We start from the raw sequence: 22,003 nt of genomic DNA on the forward strand, positions 1-22,003 counted from the left end.
TAGATGAAAACAAAATTATTCGGTAACTTGTTGCATTCGCATGCAATGCTCATAGCGTTTGTTCCCTCCCAGCTTTATAATGGTGTTTCCGTAGCCCACGGAGCGGTGCGCCTTGACGGTGGTGTTGTCAATCGCTTGAAAATCACTCCCACCCATCATGATCATCCCCATAAAGGCGACGTGGAAAACGGGATATGCGACGCCCATCGACCCGGGATGTGGCCGGCCCTCACGAGCGAAGGTTCCAACTGTGCTGGATTCTGGTCGAGATCGGCTCGGAAATGGGCGTGTAGGGCTTTCAGAAGATCAAGGCGATCGAGAATATCTCCGATGTCAGAAAGTCGGCTATTTCACGCCCGCACACATCTTTGAAAATCAAGCCGCTCAGCTGCTCTGTTTTTTCAGTGGTCATTCACCGTTTGCGCCGCCGCGCTGGCGATAGCGCAGTTGCGAAACGCGCTGGCGTTCCTCGGTGAGTTCGCGTTCATGCGTCGCCTGTTCGACGAAGCGGATATGTTTCTGAACTGCTTCGCGCGCAGCTTGTGGATTGCCTGCCATCACCGCATCATAAATGGCGCGATGCTGCGATAAAAACATGTCGGCAACACCCGGATAGCTGAAGATAAGGCTGCGATTATAGAAAACGCCGTCCTTCAGAAGCTGGTAGCAGGAGCGCAACGTGTGCAGCAGAACAATGTTATGGGCGGCTTCGCCGACCGCATTATGCAATTCGACATCAAGCCGTGTTTCCGTGTCGAAGTCGCTTTCCTTGCGCGCCTTTTCCATGGCATCCATGATATTCGTCATGAGCGCCTTGTCGGCAGGTGTTGCTCGCAGCGCCGCATATTCGGCGGCGACGCTTTCGATCTCGCGGCGATATTCGAGATAATCCGATGTCGCCTTGCGGTGATCAGTGAAAAGCCTGACCACCGGCGCGCTGAAAACCTGCCCTATGACGTCGGCGACAAAAGTCCCGCCGCCATGGCGCGAAATCAGTAAACCATCCGTCTCGAGGCGTTTCAGCGCATCTCGAAGAATGGGGCGGGAGATATCGAACTGTTTGGCCAGTTCACGTTCGCCCGGCAGGCGGTCGCCGCCGCTCAGGACGCCTTCGAGAATCAATGCCTCGATCTGGCGCACGACGTCGTCCGCCGTGCGGCTCGATTGTATCCGGGAAAAAATTGTCTCGTTCATGTCATCTCGAACTCATTCATATGAACGACAAGGTAGCGGTATGGAAGAGTGCGGGCAACGCAATAATAGCGCAACAGGCCCGGATACGCGCTTGCTTCCGGGCCATATTTGCGAATGCTCAGGCCTGTTTGCGGCGACGCGTTGCGACAAGCACAAACAACCCGGCAACGATACCATACATGGCCCACTTGACCGGAAGAGCGTCAGCGGTTTCGCTGCGGATCGGTAGCACAGTGACCGTTCCCGGCCTGCTTTCAAAACCGGTCTTGCCTTCGGCCTTCGCCTGTTCGATCTGTTGCGGAGAAACGACCCATTCCGCGCCACGCGACTTGTCATACACCATGAAACCGCAGCCGACGATCACGGCGACAATGAGGGCGAAGATGAAGCGAAGGGGGGTATTCATTGGTTTTCCTTATGCGCATTTTCTAATAATTGCGGTTCAGTAGCCTAACCTTGCGCCTTCGTCTATTTTTTTGATGCGCCGCCTTCCCAATAGGGAACCGGTCCGTAAAGATCGGTAAGATAATCGATGAAGAGCCGTACCTTGGCTGGCAGAAACTGCTTTGAAGGATAGACCGCGTGAATGGCAACATTGCGCGATGCTGCATAGCCGGGAAGCACCTGCACGAGTTTTCCGGCGGCAAGTTCGACACCGATATCCCAGGTTGAGCGCTGTGCAATGCCCAGCCCCGAAAGCGCAGCCTCGCGCACCAGTTCGCTGGAATTGGTCTGGAGCGGACCAGTCGGGCGCAGGATGAACGGTCCCTTCGGCCCTTCCAGCCGCCAGGGATCATTGTTGTGCGGGGCGAGGCAAATATGTTGCTGTAAGTCCTCGATTGTTTGAGGCTCGCCGCGCTCGGCAATATAGTCGGGGGAGGCGACGAGAATACGCTGTACCGGTGCCAGACGGCGGGCGACAAGCGTCGAATCGGAAAGTTCGCCGATGCGTATGGCAAGGTCATAGCCATCGCCGACGATATCGACCATGTCGTCGCTCAACTGCATATTGACCGTGAGGTCTGCATTGGCGCGCATGAAAGATACGAGATAGGGTGCGATATGCATGCGCCCGAAAGAGGTTGGTGCAGAAATCTTGAGCGTTCCGCGCGCATCCGCCGATCGGCGGGCGACGAATGCTTCCGCTTCTTCGACCCCGGAAAGGATCGCAAGCACCCGCTCATGATAACCATGACCGGCTTCGGTGAGCGCGATCTGGCGGGTTGTCCTTTGCAGGAGACGGGTGCCGAGGCGCTCTTCCAGTCGCCCCAGCCGCTTGGAGACCACGGCGGGCGACAGACCAAGATCGCGGGCTGCCGCCGACATGCTGCCGGTTGCCACGACCCGGGCAAAGATTTCCATATCCGCCAGATTGCTCATCATATATGCGCTCTTCCACTGCCATGATTTGGTTCCATCTAGCCGGGGCTGATGAAATGAAGCAAGCAATTATGCCGCAGCATAAAAACTGTTTAACGGGCAGGTGGATTGGTAAAGTTGGTTTACCACTTGACGTAAAGTGCATGCAATGCACTGTGTCAGGTGACGGTGGGAGGAGATTATGAGCGGATTGATTATGCCGGAGCCGGATGCCGCCGTGCTGCAAAAGCGGGCGCGGATTGTGGCTGATCTGCGCGCCATCGTGCCGGGCGAAGGCGTGGTCGATACGCTCAACGCCATGCGTGTGTTCGAGACAGATGGGTTGACCGCGCACCGCACCCTGCCGCTGGTGGTGGTGCTGCCGGAAACCGTTGATCAGGTGGCTGCGGTCTTGCGTTATTGCCATGACAACAACATCCGCGTCGTGCCGCGTGGCGCTGGCACATCATTGTCGGGTGGTTCCATGCCATTGCAGGACGCAGTGCTGCTCGTGATGTCGCGCTTCAATCGCATTCTTGAAATCGATTACCCCAATCGCGTCGCGGTGGTGCAGCCGGGCGTGACCAATCTCGGCATTACCAAGGCTGTCGAACATGAAGGTTTTTACTACGCGCCCGATCCGTCATCGCAGATTGCCTGTTCGATTGGCGGCAATGTGGCGGAAAATGCAGGTGGCGTGCATTGCCTCAAATATGGTCTGACCGCCAATAATGTGCTTGGCATCGAAATGGTCCTGATCACCGGCGAAGTTCTGCGTCTTGGCGGCAAGCATCTCGACAGTGAGGGGTACGATCTTCTAGGGCTGATGACTGGCTCGGAAGGCCTGCTTGGCGTGGTAACTGAAGTGAGCGTGCGTATCCTGCAAAAGCCGGAAACCGCGCGGGCCGTGATGATCGGCTTTCCATCGAGTGAACAGGCGGGGCAATGCGTGGCCGATATTATCGGCGCGGGTATCATTCCCGGCGGCATGGAGATGATGGATCGTCCCGCCATCCTTGCAGCGGAGGATTTCGTGCGGGTCGGCTATCCCCTCGATGTCGAGGCACTTTTGATTGTCGAACTCGATGGCCCGCCGGTTGAGGTCGATTATCTCATCGGTGAAGTGGAGCGGATCGCACTCAAAAATGGTTCCAGCACATGCATCCTGTCGCATTCTGAAGAACAGCGTCTGGCCTTCTGGGCAGGCCGTAAGGCGGCTTTCCCTGCCGTGGGGCGCATTTCGCCGGATTATCTTTGCATGGATGGCACCATTCCGCGTAAAGAATTGCCGCGTGTTCTGGCCGGTATGCGGGAACTGTCGGAAAAATATGGTCTACGTGTGGCCAATGTCTTTCATGCCGGTGACGGTAATCTGCATCCATTGATCCTTTACGATGCCAATAATCCCGGTGAATTGCAGGCGGCGGAAGATTTCGGTGCGGATATATTGCGCCTTTGCGTAAAAGTTGGCGGGGTTCTGACCGGCGAGCATGGCGTGGGTATCGAAAAGCGCGATCTCATGCCGGAAATGTTCAATGAAATCGATCTCGACCAGCAGATGCGGGTCAAATGCGCTTTCGATGCCAACCATCTCCTCAATCCGGGAAAAGTCTTTCCGCAACTGCGCCGCTGCGCCGAGTTGGGCCGCATGCACGTGCATCGCGGCGAAATGGCATTTCCCGATCTTCCACGGTTCTGAGTTCTGATCATGCGTGATGCAAATATTCTAAAACCGCAGGATGAGGCGGGTGTTCTGGAAAGCGTGCAGTGGGCGTTGGCAAATTCGACACCGCTGGAAATCATTGGCCATGGCTCCAAGCGCGGTATCGGGCGTCCGGTCGAGGCAGGCCGCATGTTGGATGTGTCTGCGCTTACGGGCATCACGCTTTATGAGCCGGATGAGCTGGTCCTGTCTGCCCGCGCTGGGACGCCGGTGGCCGAGATCGAAAAACTTCTGGCTGAAAACAATCAGTGTTTTCATTTTGAGCCGATGGATTACGGCCCGCTGCTTTCGGGGACACACGGGCGCGGCACCATCGGCGGTGTGCTGGCAGCGAACCTCTCGGGACCGCGACGGCTCAAGGCGGGTGCAGCACGCGATCATGTTCTGGGTGTGCGTGTCGTGTCGGGGCGGGGCGAAGTGTTCAAGTCGGGTGGACGTGTAGTCAAGAACGTGACCGGCTATGATCTTTCCAAGGGCATGGCTAATTCCTGGGGCACTTTGGGTGTGGCAACGGAAGTGACTTTCAAGGTGTTGCCGCGCCCCGAAACCGTGGCGACGTTGATCGTGCGCGGATTGGCCGACGAGCAGGCAGTGCGTGTCATGGCGATGGCGATGGGATCGCGTGAGGAAGTCTCGTCTGCCGCCCATCTGCCGCCTACCGCAGCCGCAGCTTTTCTGGATGGAGCTTTTGGCTGGGAGGCCGCAACCATTCTGCGGCTAGAAGGTTTTGCGCCCTCGGTCGCGCATCGCAGCCAACAATTGCAGGCGCTTCTGGGTGGCGCCGATATGCTTGATTCCGATCAGTCATACCGGCTGTGGCTCCAGGTGCGCGATGTTGTGCCTTATGCCAAGGCCGGCGACAGTCGTGCTATTTGGCGTGTGTCGATGGCACCCATGAAGGGCTGGCGCATGGTCGATGATTTCCGCCGTTACGCCGGTGTTGACGCCTATTACGATTGGCAGGGTGGGTTGATCTGGATGCGCATGGAAGCAAATCCGGAACCGCATGTGCTGCGTAAACTGATTGCGCAATATGGCGGCGGTCATGCGACGCTCGTGCGCGCGCCGCAACATATCCGCGAAAATATCGATGTGTTCGAGCCACAACCTCCCGCCTTGGCTGCATTGTCTCAGCGTTTGAAGCAGCAGTTCGACCCGGAAAACATTCTCAATCCGGGGCGCATCTATCCCCCAAAGGCTGGAGCGTGAACCATGCAGACCCAATTCAGCCCTGAACAATTGCTTGATCCCGATGTCAACGAAGCCGAAAAAATCCTGCGCAAATGCGTGCATTGCGGGTTTTGTACGGCCACATGCCCGACCTACGTGACGCTTGGCAATGAGTTGGACAGCCCGCGCGGTCGCATTTATCTCATCAAGGACATGTTGGAAAACGACCGCCCGGCGGACGACGAGGTCGTGCGCCATGTCGACCGCTGCCTGTCGTGCCTGTCCTGCATGACCACCTGTCCGTCCGGTGTCAATTACATGCATCTGGTCGATCATGCCCGTGCGCATATCGAAAAGACCTATCGGCGTCCGTTCATCAACCGGCTGCTGCGCAGTGTGCTGGCGCATGTGCTGCCCTATCCGGGGCGTTTTCGTACCGCTTTGCGGTTGGCGAAGCTTGGAAGGCCTTTTGCACCGCTGTTTGAAAAAAGCCCGGCATTGAAACCTGTTGCGGCAATGCTGGGCCTTGCGCCAAAGCACCTTCCGTCAAAGCCGGATATGATCAATTCGGTTGCGGGCGAAAAGCGCGGGCGGGTGGCGATGCTTGGCGGTTGCGCGCAATCCGTGCTCGATCCGGGCATCAATGCCGCAACTCTGCGTGTTCTGAACCGCTTCGGCATTGAAGTGGTGACACCGAAAGATGAAGGCTGCTGCGGTTCTCTTGTGCACCATATGGGCCGCGAGAAAGAGGCGCTTTCGCAGGCACGCCACAATGTCGATGTCTGGACACGCGAGATCGAGGCGGACTGTCTCGATGCAATCATCGTCACAGCCTCGGGGTGCGGTACGACCATCAAGGATTATGGCTATATGCTACGGCTTGATCCCGCCTATGCGGATAAGGCAGCCAGGGTTTCTGCATTGGCAAAGGATGTAACCGAATATCTTGCCATGATCGATTTGCCGGAGCCGCAGCAACCAAAGGCGATGACCGTCGCCTATCATTCCGCTTGTTCCATGCAGCATGGCCAGAAGATCGTGCGTCCGCCAAAAGACCTTTTGGCAAAGGCCGGTTTCAGCGTGAAAGAGCCGCTCGAAGGCCATCTGTGCTGCGGGTCGGCGGGCACTTACAACATCATGCAGCCGGAAATCGCCACGCGGTTGCGCGACCGCAAGGTCAAAAACATCGAGGCGACGGGTGCGCAGCTGATCGCCACCGGTAATATCGGGTGCATGACGCAGATCGGTTCCGGCTCGACATTGCCGATCGTGCATACGGTGGAACTGATCGACTGGGCCTATGGCGGGCCATGTCCGCAGCAACTGAAAACCATCGCCGCATGAAAAAGCCGGGCTTTACCCGGCTTTTCGTTTGATCAGGAGAGTGTACCGGGATTTGGCCCGATGCGTCCATCCGCGCGATCAAGCTTGGTGATTGCATCGTGATCGGTGCCATTGAGGCGGAAATCGAACACGTCAAAGTTTTCCTTGATGCGGGCCGGTGTGACCGATTTCGGAATAACGATATTGCCGGTTTCGATATGCCAGCGCAAAATCACCTGAGCAACCGACTTGCCGTGCCTTTCCGCGATGGCTTTAAGCGTTGCATCTTCCAGTATCTTACCCTGCCCAAGCGGGCTCCAGGCTTCGGTTGCAATGTTGTGCTTGCCGTGGAACAGGCGCAACTCGTCCTGCTGGAACTGTGGATGCAGTTCGATCTGGTTGAGCACAGGGGTTGCTTCGCTTTCCTTGATGATGCGCTCCAGATCGGCTGTGCGGAAATTTGACACGCCGATAGATTTTACCCGGCCTTCTTCCTTCAGCTTGATGAAGGCGCGCCACGTCTCGACAAAAAGATCCTTGGATGGCATCGGCCAATGGATGAGATAGAGATCGACGTAATCGGTGCCGAGCTTTTTCAGGCTGGCGTCGAAAGCCTTCAGGGTTGATTCATAGCCCTGTTCACCATTCCATAATTTGGTGGTCAGAAAAATGTCGCCACGCGCGAGACCTGATGCGCTGATCGCTTTGCCGACACCCTCTTCATTGCCATAGATGGCGGCTGTGTCTATATGCCGATAGCCCAACTTCAAGGCTTCGCTGACGGCTGCAACCGCTTCGTCATTGCCGACCTGCCAGACACCGAAACCGAGTTGTGGAATCTGATTGCCGTCGTTCAGTTTCACGGTCGGTACGCTCATGCTCTATCCTTCCCTCCAAGGCGCACCGATCCTGCTGCGATGCGCGCCGCCCATCGGCGGCAGCATTCAATTCCTGTTTGTCTGACAAGCATATGGGTGTTCGCGATAAAAGCAAAAGCCTTTTGCGGGAGCTTTTTGCGTTTGGCGGCGATATTGTGAATAAATATTACGGTTGTTTCAGATTTATGAAAACACAAGGCCGCCCTTCGTTGGAAGGACGGCCTGAAATGACAGCAAGGCGGTTTTTTAATCAGCGCACGACAACGCGGGCGCCCACGGGAACACGATTGTACAGATCGCTCACATCTTCGTTACGCATGCGGATGCAGCCGGAAGACATGGCTTTGCCGATGGTCCAAGGCTGGTTGGTGCCATGGATGCGATAAAGCGTATCGCCGAGATAAAGGGCACGCGCGCCGAGCGGGTTGTTGATCCCGCCTTTCATGCTGGTCGGTAGGATACGACCCTTCTTACGCTCGCGTTCAATCATGCGCTTGGGCGGGGTCCAGGTCGGCCATTCCGCTTTGCGGCTGATGCGCTGCCCGCCTTTCCAGCTAAAACCCTGCCTGCCGACTCCGACGCCGTAGCGCTTGGCTTTTCCGCCAGACTGCACCAGAAACAGGAAGCGGTTTTTGGTGTCGATAACGATCGTGCCGGGGGCTTCCTTGCCGTTGTATGAGACGGTCTGAGGCAGGTAGATGGAAGAAATCTGCTTCTTGTTCGGCTTGGGGCTTACGGCAGGGCGCTGTAAGGAAACCTTACGTGTGGCCTGAGGTTTCGGCTGGGCTTTTTGCCTGGCCGTGCCGCGCATGGGTTCCTGCTGCAACTGGGCAACCTGGTGCAGTGCATTATCGTTTCGATCATAGGCAAAAGCCATGCTCGTATTAACAATCGAAACGGCTAATGCCGCAAGTGAGCCCACCAAGAGAAGATGACGCGGTTTCATGTCATGTTCCATCCTGTTTGCACCGTTCGGCGATATGCCGTTTTGCCAGCGCTTGTTGCCTGATAAATGTCCTGACAATCTCTGTCAGGAGAAAGGTCTTAAAAGTTATTCCGCCATTGTGCGGGATAATGGAATCGTAAAAGTAAACGTCTGCCGTGTATTTCGTGTCTTTTTGCTCTAACTGTTGTTGTGGTTAGTGGAAAGTTGCGCGACATGCTTAAGAATGCGTGAAATCCAAAGGTCAGGTCAATGAATAATATAGTCGAAGTAAAATCCGGTCTGAGGATTGGTTCCGATGGTCAAACGCGTTGCTTCTGGCCGAGTGAACTTCCGGATTATCTTGCCTATCACGATTATGAATGGGGGGTGCCGGTTGATGACGACTACCGGCTATTTGAGAAAATCTGTCTGGAAGGCTTTCAATCCGGCCTGTCATGGCTGACAATTTTGCGCAAGCGCGAGAATTTCCGTGCGGCCTTTAGCGGCTTCGATTTTCATCGTGTCGCTCAATATGACGAAAAGGACGTAGAGCGTCTTCTTGCCGACAAGGGCATCGTGCGTCATCGTGGCAAGATTGTCTCCACGATCAATAATGCCAATCGTGCCATTGAACTCGTTGCGGAAAAGGGCTCGCTTGCTGCCTATTTCTGGTCGTTCGAGCCGGGAGTGAAAGAGCGCCCCGCCGTCATTGATTATCCGACCCTTATCGCAAATCCGAAGACAGAGACTTCCCTGCGCATTTCGAAGGATCTAAAAAAGCGGGGCTGGTCGTTTGTTGGTCCAACCACGGTCTATGCCTTCATGCAGGCCATGGGGTTGGTCAATGACCATATCGAAGGCTGTCACTGTCGTGCGCAAATAGAAACGCTGCGGCAAAATTTCAAACGACCACTATAGAATCGGACCGATACATAAATCTAATATTTGAGACGCGGCCTTTGTGCGTGCGGATGGGCGTGACGGGCGCTCTATTATGTCGATTGCCAAGGCGGATGGTTTCTGTAACAAGCAAAACATGTTCAGGAGTTGAAGATGGATCTGGCATCGCTGATTGCTTTCGCGGGTATTCTGATTGTTGCTGCCGGTACGCCGGGACCGAATGTTGGAGCGCTTGTCGCTCGGGTCATCAGTCGCGGCCACAAGGGCGTTTTTCCTTTTATGTTTGGCTTGTGGCTGGGGGATGCCGTGTGGCTTTCTCTTGCCGTCTGGGGTCTTTCGGCGCTGGCCAACACGTTCCATACCGCTTTCCTGATCCTTAAATATGCGGGTATCGCCTACCTTTGCTATCTGGCATGGAAAATGTGGATCGCGCCGGTTGCAGGAGAGACGGATGAGAACGCCATTCCGCAACATGGCGAAGGCCGTAAGCTTTTTTTGAGTGCGCTTGCGGTTACACTGGGTAATCCCAAGATCATGGTATTCTATATTGCGATCCTGCCCACCATCATCGACATTAACGCGGTAACAATGGTCGGCTGGGGCGAACTGCTTGTGGTAATGTTTGCGGTTCTTGCCGCTGTTGACAGCGCCTGGGTGGTTCTTGCGGCGCAAGCACGCCGCTTCTTACGTAGCCCGCGCATGATGCGCATTGCCAACCGGACCAGTGCCGGCATGATGGCAGGTGCAGCTGTTGCCATTGCTGCCCGCTGAACTGGTCGGGGTTTCTATCCGAAGCGGTTAACTGAGGATGGCTTTTTCGTGTTTGCGCACTGGGGGTTACCCTCGTAGTGCCTCCAATGCCTTGCCATAAAAGAACCGGCCCAGGACATCGCTCTTAATGTCCCGGGCCGTTCCCCCCGCCCAAAAACACTGCAGATTAAAGAATTTCTTCGTTCAAGCCTTGTATGTTCGGGTTATCCGCATCAGGCCTGAATTTAGAATGTGCAAGGCGTGCGGATAATTGCGCAATGTAAGCTGGTTCCCTCAAGCCGCTCTCGTAGAGCTTCATGATGCATGTCGCGAGTTCGGCCTCGGTATGGGCGCTGTTACTTTCTTCCAGAAGGATTGCCGCCTGCGAAAAGCAGTCGCGCATAACATTGATTTCGCCCGGCGTGTAAATTCGGCTCGCTTCGTTAAACAACGGCATGGCAGCCTCCTTCAATAGACACATAGGATAATGCGTTTAACCGATTTGAGTAGAGGTAAACTGAGTTCATGGCGCATGCGTACGATATCGTACGGAAAACGCGCAATAATCCGGAACTTTTTGGTTTCTTCGCTGTTTCAAAATTACCTGAGAGGTAAATGAAATGGATTTTCCACCCCATGAAGATGTTGCCAACAAGCTTTTGGCATCAATGCCAAAACCGGATTACCGAGAACTGGCCCAAGAGCTTACCTATGTTACGTTGCCTTCCGGCACTTATATGGCCCGATGCGAAAAGCCTATAGATAAAGTATATTTTATGACTTCTGGTATTGGCTCCGTTATTTTGACGACGGGCAAGGGGCGGCGGGCGGAAGCCGGGATTTTCGGCTTTGAAGGTTATGTTCCAACGTCCGCGATCGCTGGCGTGGAAACCAGCTGCTATGACGTCATAATCCAGATCGCAGGCGAGGGCTACGCATTGCCCTATGACAGCTTTCGCCGCTGGATGGAGAAAAATGGCCGTTTCAACAAAATCATGATCCGGTCGATTGAAGCTTTTTCTGTTCAACTGGCGCATACGGCGGTATCCAATGCCGTTCACGATGTACCCCAGCGTCTCGCGCGTTGGCTTTTGATGTGCGATGACCGTCTTGCCGGAAATGAAATCCCCCTCACGCATGAATTCCTCTCGATCATGCTTGGCGTGCGCAGGCCCAGCGTCACCGATTCCCTGCACGTTCTGGAGGGGCTTGGCCTTATCAGAGCCAATCGGGGCATGATTACTATTCGTGATCGGCGCGGGTTGGAACAATATGCAGAAGATGCTTATGGACGGCCCGAAAGGCAATATGAGCGATTTCTCTCGAACCTGCCCGCGCCTGAGCCTTGGTGTGTCTAGGATCCGGACCCTGGGGCGTATCGGGAGAATTAAAGTCGATTGGCCCTAATACCCTTCGATAAGCCGGCTATATTCTTCTTCCGGTTTTCCGTAGGCTTCGCCAGCGAACTCCTCCAGCCCCTTGCGATCACGAATGGTGATCCGGCCCCGCTCGGAGCGCACAAGCTTTTTCCCTTCAAGCATATGCAGACCGGTCGTGATACTCGGGCGCCGAACCCCCAGCATCAATGCGATGAAATCATGGGTGAGTACGATCTCGTCGCCGTCGATTCTGTCATGCGCCATCAATAGCCAGCGGGCAAGGCGCTCATGGATATGAAGATTGACGTTTGCCCAGACGGTATAGGAAATCTGGGATGTAAAGGTCTGCATGTAGCGGGCCAGCAGGTTGGCGAACTGGCTGTGACGCGCGAGTGCGGTGGCTGCCGCGGCAATCGGCAGGCGATGACCGTAACCGTCCATTTGCATCACCACTTCATGCAAGCTCGTTGTCGCGCCGACTGCAGCGGATGTCGGCGAAAAGCCCTCGCGACCGAACATGCCGGATTCCGCCAGCTGGCCAGTCCGCGAAATGGTTATGACAGAGCCAATGCCGTCCGAAAGAAAATATAGATACCCGACGGGCTGATTGGCTTCCACGATTACTTGGCCGCGATGAAGCCTTACCGGTTCCAGGCTGGAACCGATATGGTGAAGAATATCGCTATCGAGGTAGTTGAGAAGGCGGTTTTTCAAACTATTCTTGTCGTACATGGATGTTGCTGATGGGCAAAGTACGAGCTCCCCCCGTCGCGATGCCCCAATTCTTTGACGGTTGTTTTTCTATAACACCCAGATTCGGCAAATGATTATCCGTACGCTAACAGACAAAGGAATGCTCAGGCGCGTATTGGGAACGAAGCAGGTCTGTTCTCGTTTGAAATCCAGACCTGCCACCTGATACACCTGCGGATAAGGATGGGACGGGAAGATATCGATGACCATGGAAAGCCCGCAGTTCTCTGAAATTTTCGATAGGGACGCCGTCGAGGTCGCGACGCAATTGATCGGCTGGACTTTCGCGGTGGGCGATACGGGCGGGATGATCGTGGAAACGGAAGCCTATACGCTTACCGATCCCGCCTCACACAGTTTTAAGGGGGAAACCAAGCGCAACAAGTCCATGTTTGGTCTGCCCGGTCGGGCCTATGTCTACCGGATCTATGGGCTGCACTGGTGCATGAATATCGTTTGCAGCCGTGGTTCGGCCGTGCTTATCCGCGCTCTGGAACCCTTAAGTGGACTGGACGAAATGAAGCAAAGGAGACAGAGCGAACAGGAGGATTCGCTTTGCTCTGGTCCTGCCAAGCTTGCGCAGGCTCTAGGGATCACTGGCGATCTCGATGGCCAGCGGCTGGACCGGGTGCCCTTTCGGCTGGAACCATGCCAGCGCGAAATGCAGGTCGTGAGGGGATTAAGGATCGGTATATCGAAGGCAACCGAATTTCCATGGCGCTTCTGTCTCCAAGGCTCTGCCTTTCTGAGTCGCCCGGTTAAGGCCCCTGCACGTTTGAAAGGCGTTCACCCAGACGCAGACAGGCTACGCGCAAAATCCTGACACCTTGCGGTAAATGTCATTTTCAGCGTTTACAGTGGATGGGAGCAATACTGGCGCTTTGCGCCGCGCAGAAATGTGGCCTATCAATAGCGGGATTTCACAATATCGCCTGGCGTCGTATGTTCTGGGCATTGTGCAAGCTTTAATCAGTCCGACAGGTGATGTTCGTGGCCCATGACGACCGTAGAAAAAACCGCGTCACCCTGATCGACGTGGCCCTCCATGCCGATGTTTCCCGCGCGACAGCATCGCTTGTGGTGCGCAAGAGCCCGCTGGTGAGTGCGCTAACGCGTGAAAAAGTGGAAAGGTCACTACGGGAACTGGGTTATGTTTATAATATGGGGGCGGCCAGTCTGCGTGCCGAACGGTCGAATACGGTCGGCGTCATCTTGCCCACCCTCGGCAATCCGTTTTACGGCGAGCTTCTTGCTGGCATCGAAAGTGTACTGGGCGAAGCTGAAATCGTGGTTCTTCTGGCGATCAGCCATGACAAGTTTTCCAATCAGCGCCTGTTGATGCAGCGCATGCGCGAACATGGTGTCGATGGCGTAATCGTTTCGCCGTCCGCAGATACGCAAGCAGAATATATCGAACAGATGCCCGGCTGGGGGCTACCAGCTGTGCAGGTTTTGCGGCATGTGAGTGACAGGGTCGACTATGCTGGCGTTGATTATGCCAGCGGCATGCGCCAGGCGGTCAATCATCTTGCCGCTCTCGGCCACAAGACAATCGCGTTTGCAGTTCATCGCCCCTTCCATTCGGCCTATCGCGAGAGAATCGAAGGCTTTCGCGAGGCGATGCTGCAACTGCGCCTCAATGCGGAACTGATTGTCGAGTTGCCAAATTCGATCCCTGAAATTGCCCGAGCGACTCCGTTGCTGTTCGCGCAGGGGCAGATGCCAACCGCTGCAATCTGTCTCAATGATGTTGTCGCGCTCGGTCTTTCAGCCGGGCTTTATGACTATGGCAAGAAAATCGGGCTTGATTTTGCGTTGGTCGGGTTTGACGACGTCAGTGATGCGGAAGCAACGCGCCCCCGACTGAGCTCGGTTGCGACGCGGCCCGTAACGGTGGGGCAGAACGCTGCCCGTCTGCTTCTGGACCGTCTTGACCAGCCAGATCGTGTGTCGCGCAAGATTATCAGCGAAACATATTTGCAGGTTCGCCAATCCTGTGGCGGCCCTGTTTATCGAGAGAGTGCGACCAATTAGACATTGACGCATAGGTACGATAGCATTTAGATCGATCTAAACACACTTGTCGCAGGAGCGAGCGGCCTGGGTGCCCGGAGGTTTAACGTGTATAATTTCAATTTTGAACCGGTCTTCGCGTCGATGGACACGCTGCTCATCGGTGCGTGGCAGACGATCGAGCTATCATGTGCCTCCATGTTGCTGGGTCTGATCGTCTCCATCATCTGTGCGGTGGGAAAGACGGCCGGTCCGAAGCCGGTGCGTTTCGTGATCGATGCCTATATCGAAATCATCCGTAACACGCCGTTTCTCATCCAGATATTCTTCATTTTCTTTGGTCTGCCATCTGTCGGTCTGCGTCTTTCGCCCAATAGTGCCGCACTTCTGGCGCTGGTGGTGAATTTCGGTGCCTATGGCACAGAGATCATCCGCGCGGGCATCGAATCCATTCAAAAGGGTCAGGTGGAAGCGGGTACGGCGCTGGGCCTTTCGCGGCTGCAGGTGTTTCGCTACATCATCATGAAGCCTGCATTGCGCACGGTCTATCCGTCGCTGACCAGCCAGTTCATCTATCTTATGCTGACGTCGAGTGTTGTCTCGGTAATTTCCGCCAGCGAGCTCGCCGCTGCCGGTAACGATCTTCAGTCGGCGACGTTTGCAAGTTTCGAAGTCTATATCGTCATCACCATTCTTTATCTGATCATGTCGATCGGATTCTCGGCGATCTTTTCGCTGATCGAGAGAATGGCATTCAAGTATCCGTTGAGCCGATAGGAGCCGATCATGATCAGACCTTTCGGCTGGAACGAATTTCTCATCATCCTTTATGCGGCGCAGTGGACCATAGCGTTGTCGGTGATCGCTTTTGCAGGCGGCGGTGTCGGCGGGCTTCTGGTGGCGCTGTTGCGGGTGTCGGACAATAAGATAATCCGCTATATTGCGCTGGGCTTTATCCGGCTGTTTCAGGGCACGCCGCTTTTGATGCAGCTGTTTCTGGTGTTCTTCGGCCTCAATATTTTTGGCTTTGGCGTTAATCCTTGGGTTGCAGCGAGCATCGCGCTGACCTTGCATGCAAGCGCTTTTCTGGGCGAGATTTGGCGCGGCTGCATCGATGCGGTGCCCCCTGGCCAGCGTGAAGCAGCAACGGCTCTGGGTCTGCGATATTTCAACCGGATGCGCTACGTGATCCTGCCACAGGCCGCCCGCATTTCGGTCGCGCCGACAGTTGGCTTCCTGGTGCAGCTCATCAAGGGAACCTCGCTTGCCGCGATCATCGGCTTTACCGAACTGACCCGACAGGGCCAGATCATCAACAATGCGACCTTCAGTCCGTTCATGGTGTTCGGCACGGTGGCCGCGCTCTATTTTATTTTGTGCTGGCCATTGTCCATTCTGGCGCGGCGTATGGAAACACGGTTTTCGCGTTCAACCGCACGCTAACATCAAAAGCATAAACACACCACGTGCCGGCGAGGAGACCGGCCACACACAGGGAAGGAAATAACATGAATTACACCAGACGAATGGCAATGATCCTCATCGGGGCAGGCGCGCTTGCAACCGCCGTGGTGCCGTCGGCCTTTGCCCAGAGCGTGGAAGGCATCAAATCGGCTGGCGCGATCAAGATCGGCATGCTGGTCGATTTTCCGCCTTTCGGCATCATAAACACCAGCAACGAGCCGGACGGCTATGACGCGGACGTTGCTAAACTGCTGGCCAAGGAACTGGATGTTAAGGCACAGATCGTTCCCGTCACCGGACCGAACCGTATTCCCTATCTGCAGAGCGGACAGGTCGATGTGCTGGTTGCTTCGCTTGGTATCACAGAGGAACGCGCGAAGAGCGTAGATTTCTCGCAGCCTTATGCGGGTATTTCAATTGGCGTCTTCGGACCGAAAGACGCGGCCGTCACGAAGCCCGAAGACCTTTCGGGTAAGACGATTGGCGTGGCGCGTGCATCCACGCAGGATACGGCCGTTACCGCAGCTGCTCCAAAGGACGCCACCATCCGGCGTTTCGATGACGATGCCAGCGCCGTACAGGCACTGCTCTCCAATCAGGTGGAACTGATCGGACTTTCCAACGTCGTGGCCGCAGAAATCGAAAAGGCAGCCCCTGGCCGCTACGAGCAGAAAATGCAGCTGAGCCAGCAGGTACAGGGTATTGCGGTAAAGAAGGGTTCGACCGAGATGCTCGAATTTGTCAACAAATTCATCGAAAAGGCCAAGGGCGACGGCGAACTCAACAAGATCCACGAAAAATGGCTCGGCTCGCCATTGCCGGATTTTGTGTCTGAGGCAAAGTAAATCTCGATTTGCGCCATGCCCGGTTTGGCCGGGCATGGCGATAGGGCTTTAAAACGACTATTCTCTCGAAAGCAGGTTTTCCGTTATGAACCAGACGGCGCAGGACAAAGTGGGTCCGGCAGTGCTCATGGAAGGTATCAACAAGTGGTACGGGACCTATCATGCGCTGCGAAACATCAACCTGACCGTGGCGCGGGGTGAGCGTATCGTCATCTGCGGCCCGTCCGGATCGGGCAAATCCACGCTTATCCGCTGCATCAACCAGCTTGAAAGTATTCAGGAAGGGCGGATTGTCGTCGATGGCCTGGACCTGACCAAAGGCGGCAGGAACGTCGATGTTGTCCGGCAGGAAACCGGCATGGTTTTCCAGCAGTTCAACCTGTTTCCGCATATGACGGTGCTTGAAAACTGCACATTGGCGCCCACAAAGGTGCGCGGTGTGGCAAAAGCTGAAGCCGAGAAGACCGCACGGCAATATCTTGAGCGCGTACGCATTCCCGAACAGGCCGACAAATATCCCGCCCAGCTGTCCGGTGGCCAGCAGCAGCGCGTGGCGATCGCCCGCGCCTTGTGCATGAATCCCAAGATCATGCTGTTCGATGAACCGACTTCGGCCCTTGATCCTGAAATGGTCAAGGAGGTGCTCGACACCATGATCGATCTGGCGAAAGAGGGCATGACCATGCTGTGCGTGACCCATGAAATGGGATTTGCGCGTCAGGTCGCCGATCGGGTAATTTTCATGGACCAGGGGCAGATTCTGGAAATGGCACCGCCGGAAGAGTTTTTTGGCAATCCCAAGCATGAGCGCACGAAAGCCTTTATCGGTCAGATTTCCTGACCGACGCGCATATCATATGAAATGACTGGAGCTATCCGTGACGCATGAAATCCTGCTCGTCGAGCCGATGATGGCGCTGATCGAAGAAAAACTTGATGCCGGTTATAAAGTGCACCGGCTTTACAGGGCTGAAGAGAAGACGGAAATTGAAGCAGCGCTCGGCAAAATCCGTGCGGTGGTAACCGGCGGTGGCAGCGGGCTTTCGAACGAATGGATCGCACGGCTTCCCGCACTGGGTATTATCGCAATAAACGGGGTTGGTACCGATAAGGTCGATCTCGAATTTGCCCGCGATCGTGGCGTTAATGTGACGACCACACCGGGCCTGTTGAGCGATGATGTGGCAGATATCGGCATTATATTGATGCTTGATCTCCTGCGCCATGTCACGGCAGGTGACGGCTTTGTGCGTGAGGGACGCTGGGCGCGCGGCGAGGCCTTTAGCTTGGGCGTCAGTCCCAAAGGCAAGCGCATCGGTGTTCTGGGGCTTGGCCAGATCGGCAGATCAATGGCCAGACGGGCCGAAGCCTTTGGTATGCAGGTTCATTACTGGAACCGCTCACCCGTTGAAAATACCGACTGGATCGCCCATGCTTCGCCGGTCGAGCTCGCGAAAAACAGCGATGTTTTGGCAGTGTGCGTCGCCGCCAATCCCTCTACCGCCAATATCGTCAATGCCGATGTGCTGGCAGCACTTGGCAGCAAGGCCTATCTCGTCAACGTCTCACGTGGCAGCGTTGTCGATGAAGACGCGCTTCTCGATGCCCTTGAAAATGGCGTTATCGCAGGCGCGGGGCTTGATGTCTTTGTCAATGAGCCGACCATCCGCGACGAATTCCTGAGCGCACCCAACACGGTTTTGATGCCACATCAGGGTAGCGCAACTGTTGAGACGCGCATTGCCATGGGCGAACTGGTGCTGGAAAATATCCAAGCATTCTTTGCCGGCCAAACCCCTCCTTCCACAGTCAACTGAGTTCATGATGATTGTCAGACAGGCTTTTTTCGAAGGACAAATTCACGCTGGTCGTGAAGATGCCTTCAAGGATTATGTTGCGAAAACGCTGATGCCGATGTGGCTTGCCTTTCCGGGCATCCGGGACGTCAAAGTCTTGTACGCTGTCGAACGTGATGAGGGTGCACCGCCTTATCCGATGGTGCTGTGGACGCAGTATGATAGCAGGGATGCTCTGGCAAAGGCGCTTTCCTCGCCCATTCGTTACGAAAGCCGCGAGGCAACCAAGGGTCTGCTCGCCATGTTCGACGGGCATATCCACCATCATGTCTTTGAACTGGAGCAGGAAAGTTAAACTGCTACCTCTATTTCCAACGTGACAGGATCGAAGCTCACGACACGCACCTGCGTACCGGCTGGTAGGTCCGGTCCTTTTACGCGCCATATCGTATCGTTGATGCGGATGCGACCACGGCCATTGACGAGCGCTTCCTCGAGTGTTGCGCGCTGACCGACGAGCTGTTCGCCGCGCTGGTTGAGGAACGGCTCGTCATGGCGGTCATTGCTGCCGAAGAAGCGGCGACCGGCCAGCACGAAGATCACTGCCATAACCAGAAACACGACGATCTGAAATTGCCATCCGAAGCCGGTTATGGAACCAAGAAGCAGGGCAATGCCGCCGGTGACCAGTGCCGCCAGCCCAAACCAGATGAAAAAGAAGCCCGGCGCCAGAAGTTCAAGAAGCAGCAGGGCTAGCCCGAAGACGAACCAGTTCCAGAGGCCAAGCCCGGAGAGGAAGTCCGATATCATGGTGCCCTGCTTTCTTTAACCTAGCTGCGGTTTGTCGTCGGCACGCTGCGCCCGCGCGTAACGGGTGGCGGCGAGGCCGGATCGACCGGGGTGACACCATCGCCAAAAACCTCCTTGGCGATCGCGCCGATACCGGCGAGCGAACCAATCAGCGAACTGGCCTCAAGCGGCATCAGCACAACCTTCTGGTTCTTGGCGCTGGCGATATTGCCAAGGGCTTCGGTATATTTCTGCGCCACGAAATAGTTGAGTGCCTGCACATTGCCGCTGGAAACCGCATCGGAAACAAGCGTGGTGGCCTTGGCTTCCGCCTCCGCCAGCCGTTCGCGAGCTTCCGCCTCGCGCTTGGCGGCTTCGAGCTTGCCCTCGGCTTCGAGAATCTGTGACTGTTTCTGGCCTTCGGCGCGAAGAATCTGCGCGTTGCGGTCGCCTTCGGCTTCCAGAACCTGTGCGCGCTTGTCGCGTTCGGCCTTCATCTGGCGGGCCATGGAGGCAACGATATCGGCAGGCGGGCTGATATCCTTGATCTCGACGCGTGTCATCTTGAGGCCCCATGGATGCGCGGCTTCGTCGACCACACGCAGCAGGCGATCATTGATCGTGTCACGGTTGGACAGAAGTTCGTCGAGATCCATTGACCCCATGACGGTACGGATATTGGTCATGGTGAGGTTGAGGACGGCATATTGCAGGTTCGAAACCTGATACGCGGCCTGAGCGGCGTTCAAGACCTGATAGAAGGCCACTGCATCGACACCGACAATGGCGTTGTCGCGGGTGATGACTTCCTGTGTCGGAACATCCAGCACCTGCTCCATCATGTTGAGGCGCGCACCGATGCGATCGAAGAAGGGAATGATCAGGTTGAGGCCCGGATTGAGCGTTCGCGTATAGCGTCCGAAACGCTCAACTGTATAATTAAAGCCCTGCGGCACCGTCTTGATGCCTGCAAACAGTGTTGCCAGAACCAGCGCAGCCAAAATCAGCAGCGTTATGTCAAAACCTGTCATTGTATCGTCCTTAATTTCGCGAACTGGACCTGTTCAGTCCTGTAGGCTCATACCCAGCCCTGTAATTCGCGCCGCACCAGCGTCTCGATAACCTTCATACCGTCTTCGCTGTCATTGAGGCAAGGAATATGGCTGAAATTCTCGCCGCCATTTTCGTGGAAGGCATGTGCGGCTTCATTTCCGATCTCATCAACGGTCTCAAGACAATCGACGACAAAACCCGGATTAAGCACGGCAACCGACTTGACGCCTTGTTTGGCAAGGTTTTCCACGGTCTCGTCCGTATAAGGTTGCAACCATTCCTCCGGGCCGAAGCGGGACTGAAAAGTGGTTCGGAATTTTTCTTCATCAAGACCGAGGCGTGCCCGCAACAGGCGCGCCGTCTCCAGACATTGCTGGCGATAGGGATCGCCCTTTTCCGAATAGCTTTTGGGAATGCCATGGAAAGAAGCGAGGATCACATCCGGCTCAAAGGAAAGCGTTTTCAGATGGTTCTCGATCGAGCGGGCCAAGGCCTCGATATAGACCGGCTCGCTCTCATAGGAGGGGATGGTGCGCACGGCTGGCATGAAGCGCTTCTTCATCAGCACTTCGAAGAACTTGTCATTCACCGTTGCGGTCGTGGTGGCCGAATATTGCGGATAGAGTGGAAACATGACGATGCGCTCGCATCCAGCCTGCAACAGCCGGTCGGTCACCGTTTCGATGGAAGGCTGGCCGTAGCGCATCGCCCAATCGACGACGACGTTTGAATGATCCTTCAAGGCTTCTGCCAGCTTTTCGCCTTGCGCGCGGGTATAGGTGCGCAGCGGCGATTCGTTTTTTTCCCGGTTCCAGATGCGTTCGTAAAGCTTGCCGGATTTGGATGGGCGGGTGTTGAGAACGATGCCGTAAAGGATTGGTAACCATGCGACGCGCGGCCATTCGATAACGCGGCGATCGGAGAGGAATTCGGCAAGATAGCGGCGCATCGGCGCGTAGCTGGTGCCGTCTGGCGTGCCAAGATTGACGAGCAGGACGCCGACTTTCGGCAATTGCGGCGCTTCGACGCCTGTCTGATCTGTCGCCGTTTGGGTCTGGCTTTTCTGCGCTTTTTTCATCTCATTCACCTTCTGCCATCTATCCAGTTGGCCGTCATATATTCAGTTTGAAAGTAGAGAAAAAAAGCCAAATTACAATCCTGACAATCACTGTCATAAAAAAGGCGACACCGGTGTATCCGGTGCCGCCATTATAGCTATGTGGTGTTTCTTAACCGACAGCGCCACGTGTCAGTGAAAAACGGGCGCCGGTCGATGAAGTGCAGTTAAGCTGGCTTGGAGAAACCAGCGCGCAATTGACCTTGGAAGATGTGCCACGCACGATGGAGCGCATGTCGATTTCCACGAGCTGCGGCGACTGATAGCGGTAGCTACCTTCGGCCAGTCGCTCGTTGGTGTCGGTGGTCCGGGTCTGGAAAGAACCGCCATTGAATGAGGAAATAATGCCGTTGGGGTCTGACCAGTTGCCTTCAATGCCGCCAGGACGCCCGATGGCAGACTGAGAGTTGCCGCCTACCGGGCCGGTCGTTTCACAAGCCGCCAAAACCAGCGACATGAGGGCAAGGGAGCCAATGATGCGGAAGCGTTTCATGTCCATGCTCTCCATATAAGCATTTGCAGCGAAAGATCATCGGTCTTTGGCACATATGCTCTAAAACAAAAGTCGAGCG

The 22,003-nt window shown here is 55.5% G+C and carries 24 protein-coding genes and 1 pseudogene; 14 read left to right on the forward strand and 11 right to left on the reverse strand.

Annotated features, from left to right (window positions below; all coding sequences use genetic code 11):
* Nucleotides 1-408: 408 nt before the first annotated feature.
* The 3 genes from AAIB41_RS11870 to AAIB41_RS11880 all read right to left on the reverse strand — a co-directional run bounded on the left by AAIB41_RS11870 (nucleotide 409) and on the right by AAIB41_RS11880 (nucleotide 2,577).
* A complete protein-coding gene (locus AAIB41_RS11870) occupies nucleotides 409-1,194 on the reverse strand; it encodes an FCD domain-containing protein (RefSeq protein WP_343315497.1) in 786 nt (261 codons plus the stop codon).
* 118 nt (nucleotides 1,195-1,312) lie between these two features.
* Nucleotides 1,313-1,600, reverse strand: a complete 288-nt coding sequence (locus AAIB41_RS11875) for a hypothetical protein (RefSeq protein ID WP_343315498.1) — start codon at nucleotides 1,598-1,600, stop codon at nucleotides 1,313-1,315.
* Nucleotides 1,601-1,662: 62 nt separating this feature from the next.
* Nucleotides 1,663-2,577: a LysR family transcriptional regulator gene (locus AAIB41_RS11880; RefSeq protein ID WP_343315499.1), complete on the reverse strand. Its 915-nt coding sequence runs from the start codon at nucleotides 2,575-2,577 to the stop codon at nucleotides 1,663-1,665.
* A 178-nt stretch (nucleotides 2,578-2,755) separates the two neighbouring features.
* Between AAIB41_RS11880 and AAIB41_RS11885 the strand changes: the two genes are divergently transcribed.
* The 3 genes from AAIB41_RS11885 to glcF are packed head-to-tail and all read left to right on the forward strand — an operon-like array spanning nucleotide 2,756 to nucleotide 6,790.
* Nucleotides 2,756-4,252, forward strand: coding sequence for an FAD-linked oxidase C-terminal domain-containing protein (locus tag AAIB41_RS11885; RefSeq protein WP_343315500.1), 1,497 nt, complete (start codon nucleotides 2,756-2,758; stop codon nucleotides 4,250-4,252).
* A gap of 9 nt (nucleotides 4,253-4,261) precedes the next feature.
* Nucleotides 4,262-5,485 carry a glycolate oxidase subunit GlcE gene (glcE, locus tag AAIB41_RS11890; RefSeq protein ID WP_343315501.1) on the forward strand — a complete coding sequence of 408 codons (1,224 nt, stop codon included), beginning with the start codon at nucleotides 4,262-4,264 and terminating at the stop codon, nucleotides 5,483-5,485.
* A gap of 3 nt (nucleotides 5,486-5,488) precedes the next feature.
* Nucleotides 5,489-6,790, forward strand: coding sequence for a glycolate oxidase subunit GlcF (glcF, locus tag AAIB41_RS11895; RefSeq protein WP_343315502.1), 1,302 nt, complete (start codon nucleotides 5,489-5,491; stop codon nucleotides 6,788-6,790).
* A gap of 32 nt (nucleotides 6,791-6,822) precedes the next feature.
* Here glcF and AAIB41_RS11900 read toward each other — a convergent pair whose 3' ends face one another.
* Both AAIB41_RS11900 and AAIB41_RS11905 read right to left on the reverse strand, forming a co-directional pair.
* Nucleotides 6,823-7,647 (reverse strand): aldo/keto reductase, encoded by an 825-nt coding sequence (locus AAIB41_RS11900; protein ID WP_343315503.1) that lies wholly within the window; start codon nucleotides 7,645-7,647, stop codon nucleotides 6,823-6,825.
* A gap of 250 nt (nucleotides 7,648-7,897) precedes the next feature.
* Nucleotides 7,898-8,593, reverse strand: a complete 696-nt coding sequence (locus AAIB41_RS11905) for a L,D-transpeptidase (RefSeq protein WP_343315504.1) — start codon at nucleotides 8,591-8,593, stop codon at nucleotides 7,898-7,900.
* Nucleotides 8,594-8,842: 249 nt separating this feature from the next.
* Here AAIB41_RS11905 and AAIB41_RS11910 point away from each other — a divergent pair, with 249 nt between their 5' ends.
* Nucleotides 8,843-9,490 carry a DNA-3-methyladenine glycosylase I gene (locus AAIB41_RS11910; protein ID WP_343315505.1) on the forward strand — a complete coding sequence of 216 codons (648 nt, stop codon included), beginning with the start codon at nucleotides 8,843-8,845 and terminating at the stop codon, nucleotides 9,488-9,490.
* 135 nt (nucleotides 9,491-9,625) lie between these two features.
* Nucleotides 9,626-10,243: a LysE family translocator gene (locus AAIB41_RS11915; RefSeq protein WP_343315506.1), complete on the forward strand. Its 618-nt coding sequence runs from the start codon at nucleotides 9,626-9,628 to the stop codon at nucleotides 10,241-10,243.
* 166 nt (nucleotides 10,244-10,409) lie between these two features.
* Here the strand turns inward: AAIB41_RS11915 and AAIB41_RS11920 are convergent, their stop codons facing one another.
* On the reverse strand, nucleotides 10,410-10,679 hold the full coding sequence (locus tag AAIB41_RS11920; RefSeq protein WP_343315507.1) for a hypothetical protein: 270 nt from the start codon (nucleotides 10,677-10,679) through the stop codon (nucleotides 10,410-10,412).
* 163 nt (nucleotides 10,680-10,842) lie between these two features.
* Between AAIB41_RS11920 and AAIB41_RS11925 the strand changes: the two genes are divergently transcribed.
* Nucleotides 10,843-11,580, forward strand: coding sequence for a Crp/Fnr family transcriptional regulator (locus AAIB41_RS11925; RefSeq protein WP_343315509.1), 738 nt, complete (start codon nucleotides 10,843-10,845; stop codon nucleotides 11,578-11,580).
* A gap of 45 nt (nucleotides 11,581-11,625) precedes the next feature.
* Here the strand turns inward: AAIB41_RS11925 and AAIB41_RS11930 are convergent, their stop codons facing one another.
* Nucleotides 11,626-12,333: a Crp/Fnr family transcriptional regulator gene (locus AAIB41_RS11930; protein ID WP_343315510.1), complete on the reverse strand. Its 708-nt coding sequence runs from the start codon at nucleotides 12,331-12,333 to the stop codon at nucleotides 11,626-11,628.
* Between the two features lie 223 nt (nucleotides 12,334-12,556).
* Between AAIB41_RS11930 and AAIB41_RS11935 the strand changes: the two genes are divergently transcribed.
* From AAIB41_RS11935 to AAIB41_RS11970, 8 genes are all read left to right on the forward strand, one after another.
* Complete coding sequence (locus AAIB41_RS11935) at nucleotides 12,557-13,177, forward strand: DNA-3-methyladenine glycosylase (protein WP_343315511.1); 621 nt, start codon at nucleotides 12,557-12,559, stop codon at nucleotides 13,175-13,177.
* A 167-nt stretch (nucleotides 13,178-13,344) separates the two neighbouring features.
* Nucleotides 13,345-14,388, forward strand: a complete 1,044-nt coding sequence (locus AAIB41_RS11940) for a LacI family DNA-binding transcriptional regulator (RefSeq protein ID WP_343315512.1) — start codon at nucleotides 13,345-13,347, stop codon at nucleotides 14,386-14,388.
* 87 nt (nucleotides 14,389-14,475) lie between these two features.
* Nucleotides 14,476-15,144: an amino acid ABC transporter permease gene (locus tag AAIB41_RS11945; protein WP_343315513.1), complete on the forward strand. Its 669-nt coding sequence runs from the start codon at nucleotides 14,476-14,478 to the stop codon at nucleotides 15,142-15,144.
* A gap of 9 nt (nucleotides 15,145-15,153) precedes the next feature.
* Nucleotides 15,154-15,810: an amino acid ABC transporter permease gene (locus AAIB41_RS11950; RefSeq protein ID WP_343315514.1), complete on the forward strand. Its 657-nt coding sequence runs from the start codon at nucleotides 15,154-15,156 to the stop codon at nucleotides 15,808-15,810.
* 65 nt (nucleotides 15,811-15,875) lie between these two features.
* Nucleotides 15,876-16,676: a transporter substrate-binding domain-containing protein gene (locus AAIB41_RS11955; protein WP_343315515.1), complete on the forward strand. Its 801-nt coding sequence runs from the start codon at nucleotides 15,876-15,878 to the stop codon at nucleotides 16,674-16,676.
* Between the two features lie 85 nt (nucleotides 16,677-16,761).
* Entirely contained in the window at nucleotides 16,762-17,517 is a 756-nt protein-coding gene (locus tag AAIB41_RS11960; protein ID WP_343315516.1) for an amino acid ABC transporter ATP-binding protein, read from the forward strand.
* A gap of 67 nt (nucleotides 17,518-17,584) precedes the next feature.
* Nucleotides 17,585-18,493, forward strand: coding sequence for a 2-hydroxyacid dehydrogenase (locus tag AAIB41_RS11965; protein ID WP_343316132.1), 909 nt, complete (start codon nucleotides 17,585-17,587; stop codon nucleotides 18,491-18,493).
* A 7-nt stretch (nucleotides 18,494-18,500) separates the two neighbouring features.
* Nucleotides 18,501-18,827 (forward strand): hypothetical protein, encoded by a 327-nt coding sequence (locus tag AAIB41_RS11970; RefSeq protein ID WP_343316133.1) that lies wholly within the window; start codon nucleotides 18,501-18,503, stop codon nucleotides 18,825-18,827.
* Here AAIB41_RS11970 and AAIB41_RS11975 read toward each other — a convergent pair.
* The 4 genes and pseudogenes from AAIB41_RS11975 to omp10 form a co-directional block, all read right to left on the reverse strand.
* Nucleotides 18,824-19,282, reverse strand: coding sequence for an NfeD family protein (locus AAIB41_RS11975; RefSeq protein ID WP_343315517.1), 459 nt, complete (start codon nucleotides 19,280-19,282; stop codon nucleotides 18,824-18,826). The genes AAIB41_RS11970 and AAIB41_RS11975 overlap by 4 nt on opposite strands.
* Before the next feature lie 20 nt (nucleotides 19,283-19,302).
* Nucleotides 19,303-20,292, reverse strand: coding sequence for an SPFH domain-containing protein (locus AAIB41_RS11980; protein WP_343315518.1), 990 nt, complete (start codon nucleotides 20,290-20,292; stop codon nucleotides 19,303-19,305).
* Nucleotides 20,293-20,339: 47 nt separating this feature from the next.
* Nucleotides 20,340-21,329, reverse strand: a pseudogene (gene hemH / locus AAIB41_RS11985) (ferrochelatase); the annotation flags it as partial.
* A 214-nt stretch (nucleotides 21,330-21,543) separates the two neighbouring features.
* Nucleotides 21,544-21,924 (reverse strand): outer membrane lipoprotein Omp10, encoded by a 381-nt coding sequence (gene omp10, locus AAIB41_RS11990; protein WP_343315519.1) that lies wholly within the window; start codon nucleotides 21,922-21,924, stop codon nucleotides 21,544-21,546.
* Nucleotides 21,925-22,003: the final 79 nt, after the last annotated feature.

The organism is Brucella sp. BE17, assembly GCF_039545455.1.
GTDB lineage: Bacteria > Pseudomonadota > Alphaproteobacteria > Rhizobiales > Rhizobiaceae > Brucella.

What these genes read in the sequence shown, in the direction of transcription:
- AAIB41_RS11925 (WP_343315509.1), top strand. Translation starts at nt 10,843, where the DNA reads ATGGATTTTCCACCCCATGAAGATGTTGCCAACAAGCTTTTGGCATCA.
- AAIB41_RS11905 (WP_343315504.1), bottom strand. Translation starts at nt 8,593, where the DNA reads ATGAAACCGCGTCATCTTCTCTTGGTGGGCTCACTTGCGGCATTAGCC.
- AAIB41_RS11965 (WP_343316132.1), top strand. Translation starts at nt 17,585, where the DNA reads ATGATGGCGCTGATCGAAGAAAAACTTGATGCCGGTTATAAAGTGCAC.
- glcF (WP_343315502.1), top strand. Translation starts at nt 5,489, where the DNA reads ATGCAGACCCAATTCAGCCCTGAACAATTGCTTGATCCCGATGTCAAC.
- AAIB41_RS11930 (WP_343315510.1), bottom strand. Translation starts at nt 12,333, where the DNA reads ATGTACGACAAGAATAGTTTGAAAAACCGCCTTCTCAACTACCTCGAT.
- AAIB41_RS11900 (WP_343315503.1), bottom strand. Translation starts at nt 7,647, where the DNA reads ATGAGCGTACCGACCGTGAAACTGAACGACGGCAATCAGATTCCACAA.
- AAIB41_RS11980 (WP_343315518.1), bottom strand. Translation starts at nt 20,292, where the DNA reads ATGACAGGTTTTGACATAACGCTGCTGATTTTGGCTGCGCTGGTTCTG.
- glcE (WP_343315501.1), top strand. Translation starts at nt 4,262, where the DNA reads ATGCGTGATGCAAATATTCTAAAACCGCAGGATGAGGCGGGTGTTCTG.
- AAIB41_RS11935 (WP_343315511.1), top strand. Translation starts at nt 12,557, where the DNA reads ATGACCATGGAAAGCCCGCAGTTCTCTGAAATTTTCGATAGGGACGCC.
- AAIB41_RS11885 (WP_343315500.1), top strand. Translation starts at nt 2,756, where the DNA reads ATGAGCGGATTGATTATGCCGGAGCCGGATGCCGCCGTGCTGCAAAAG.
- omp10 (WP_343315519.1), bottom strand. Translation starts at nt 21,924, where the DNA reads ATGAAACGCTTCCGCATCATTGGCTCCCTTGCCCTCATGTCGCTGGTT.
- AAIB41_RS11975 (WP_343315517.1), bottom strand. Translation starts at nt 19,282, where the DNA reads ATGATATCGGACTTCCTCTCCGGGCTTGGCCTCTGGAACTGGTTCGTC.
- AAIB41_RS11920 (WP_343315507.1), bottom strand. Translation starts at nt 10,679, where the DNA reads ATGCCGTTGTTTAACGAAGCGAGCCGAATTTACACGCCGGGCGAAATC.
- AAIB41_RS11880 (WP_343315499.1), bottom strand. Translation starts at nt 2,577, where the DNA reads ATGATGAGCAATCTGGCGGATATGGAAATCTTTGCCCGGGTCGTGGCA.
- AAIB41_RS11870 (WP_343315497.1), bottom strand. Translation starts at nt 1,194, where the DNA reads ATGAACGAGACAATTTTTTCCCGGATACAATCGAGCCGCACGGCGGAC.
- AAIB41_RS11915 (WP_343315506.1), top strand. Translation starts at nt 9,626, where the DNA reads ATGGATCTGGCATCGCTGATTGCTTTCGCGGGTATTCTGATTGTTGCT.
- AAIB41_RS11910 (WP_343315505.1), top strand. Translation starts at nt 8,843, where the DNA reads ATGAATAATATAGTCGAAGTAAAATCCGGTCTGAGGATTGGTTCCGAT.
- AAIB41_RS11875 (WP_343315498.1), bottom strand. Translation starts at nt 1,600, where the DNA reads ATGAATACCCCCCTTCGCTTCATCTTCGCCCTCATTGTCGCCGTGATC.
- AAIB41_RS11970 (WP_343316133.1), top strand. Translation starts at nt 18,501, where the DNA reads ATGATTGTCAGACAGGCTTTTTTCGAAGGACAAATTCACGCTGGTCGT.
- AAIB41_RS11955 (WP_343315515.1), top strand. Translation starts at nt 15,876, where the DNA reads ATGAATTACACCAGACGAATGGCAATGATCCTCATCGGGGCAGGCGCG.
- AAIB41_RS11950 (WP_343315514.1), top strand. Translation starts at nt 15,154, where the DNA reads ATGATCAGACCTTTCGGCTGGAACGAATTTCTCATCATCCTTTATGCG.
- AAIB41_RS11960 (WP_343315516.1), top strand. Translation starts at nt 16,762, where the DNA reads ATGAACCAGACGGCGCAGGACAAAGTGGGTCCGGCAGTGCTCATGGAA.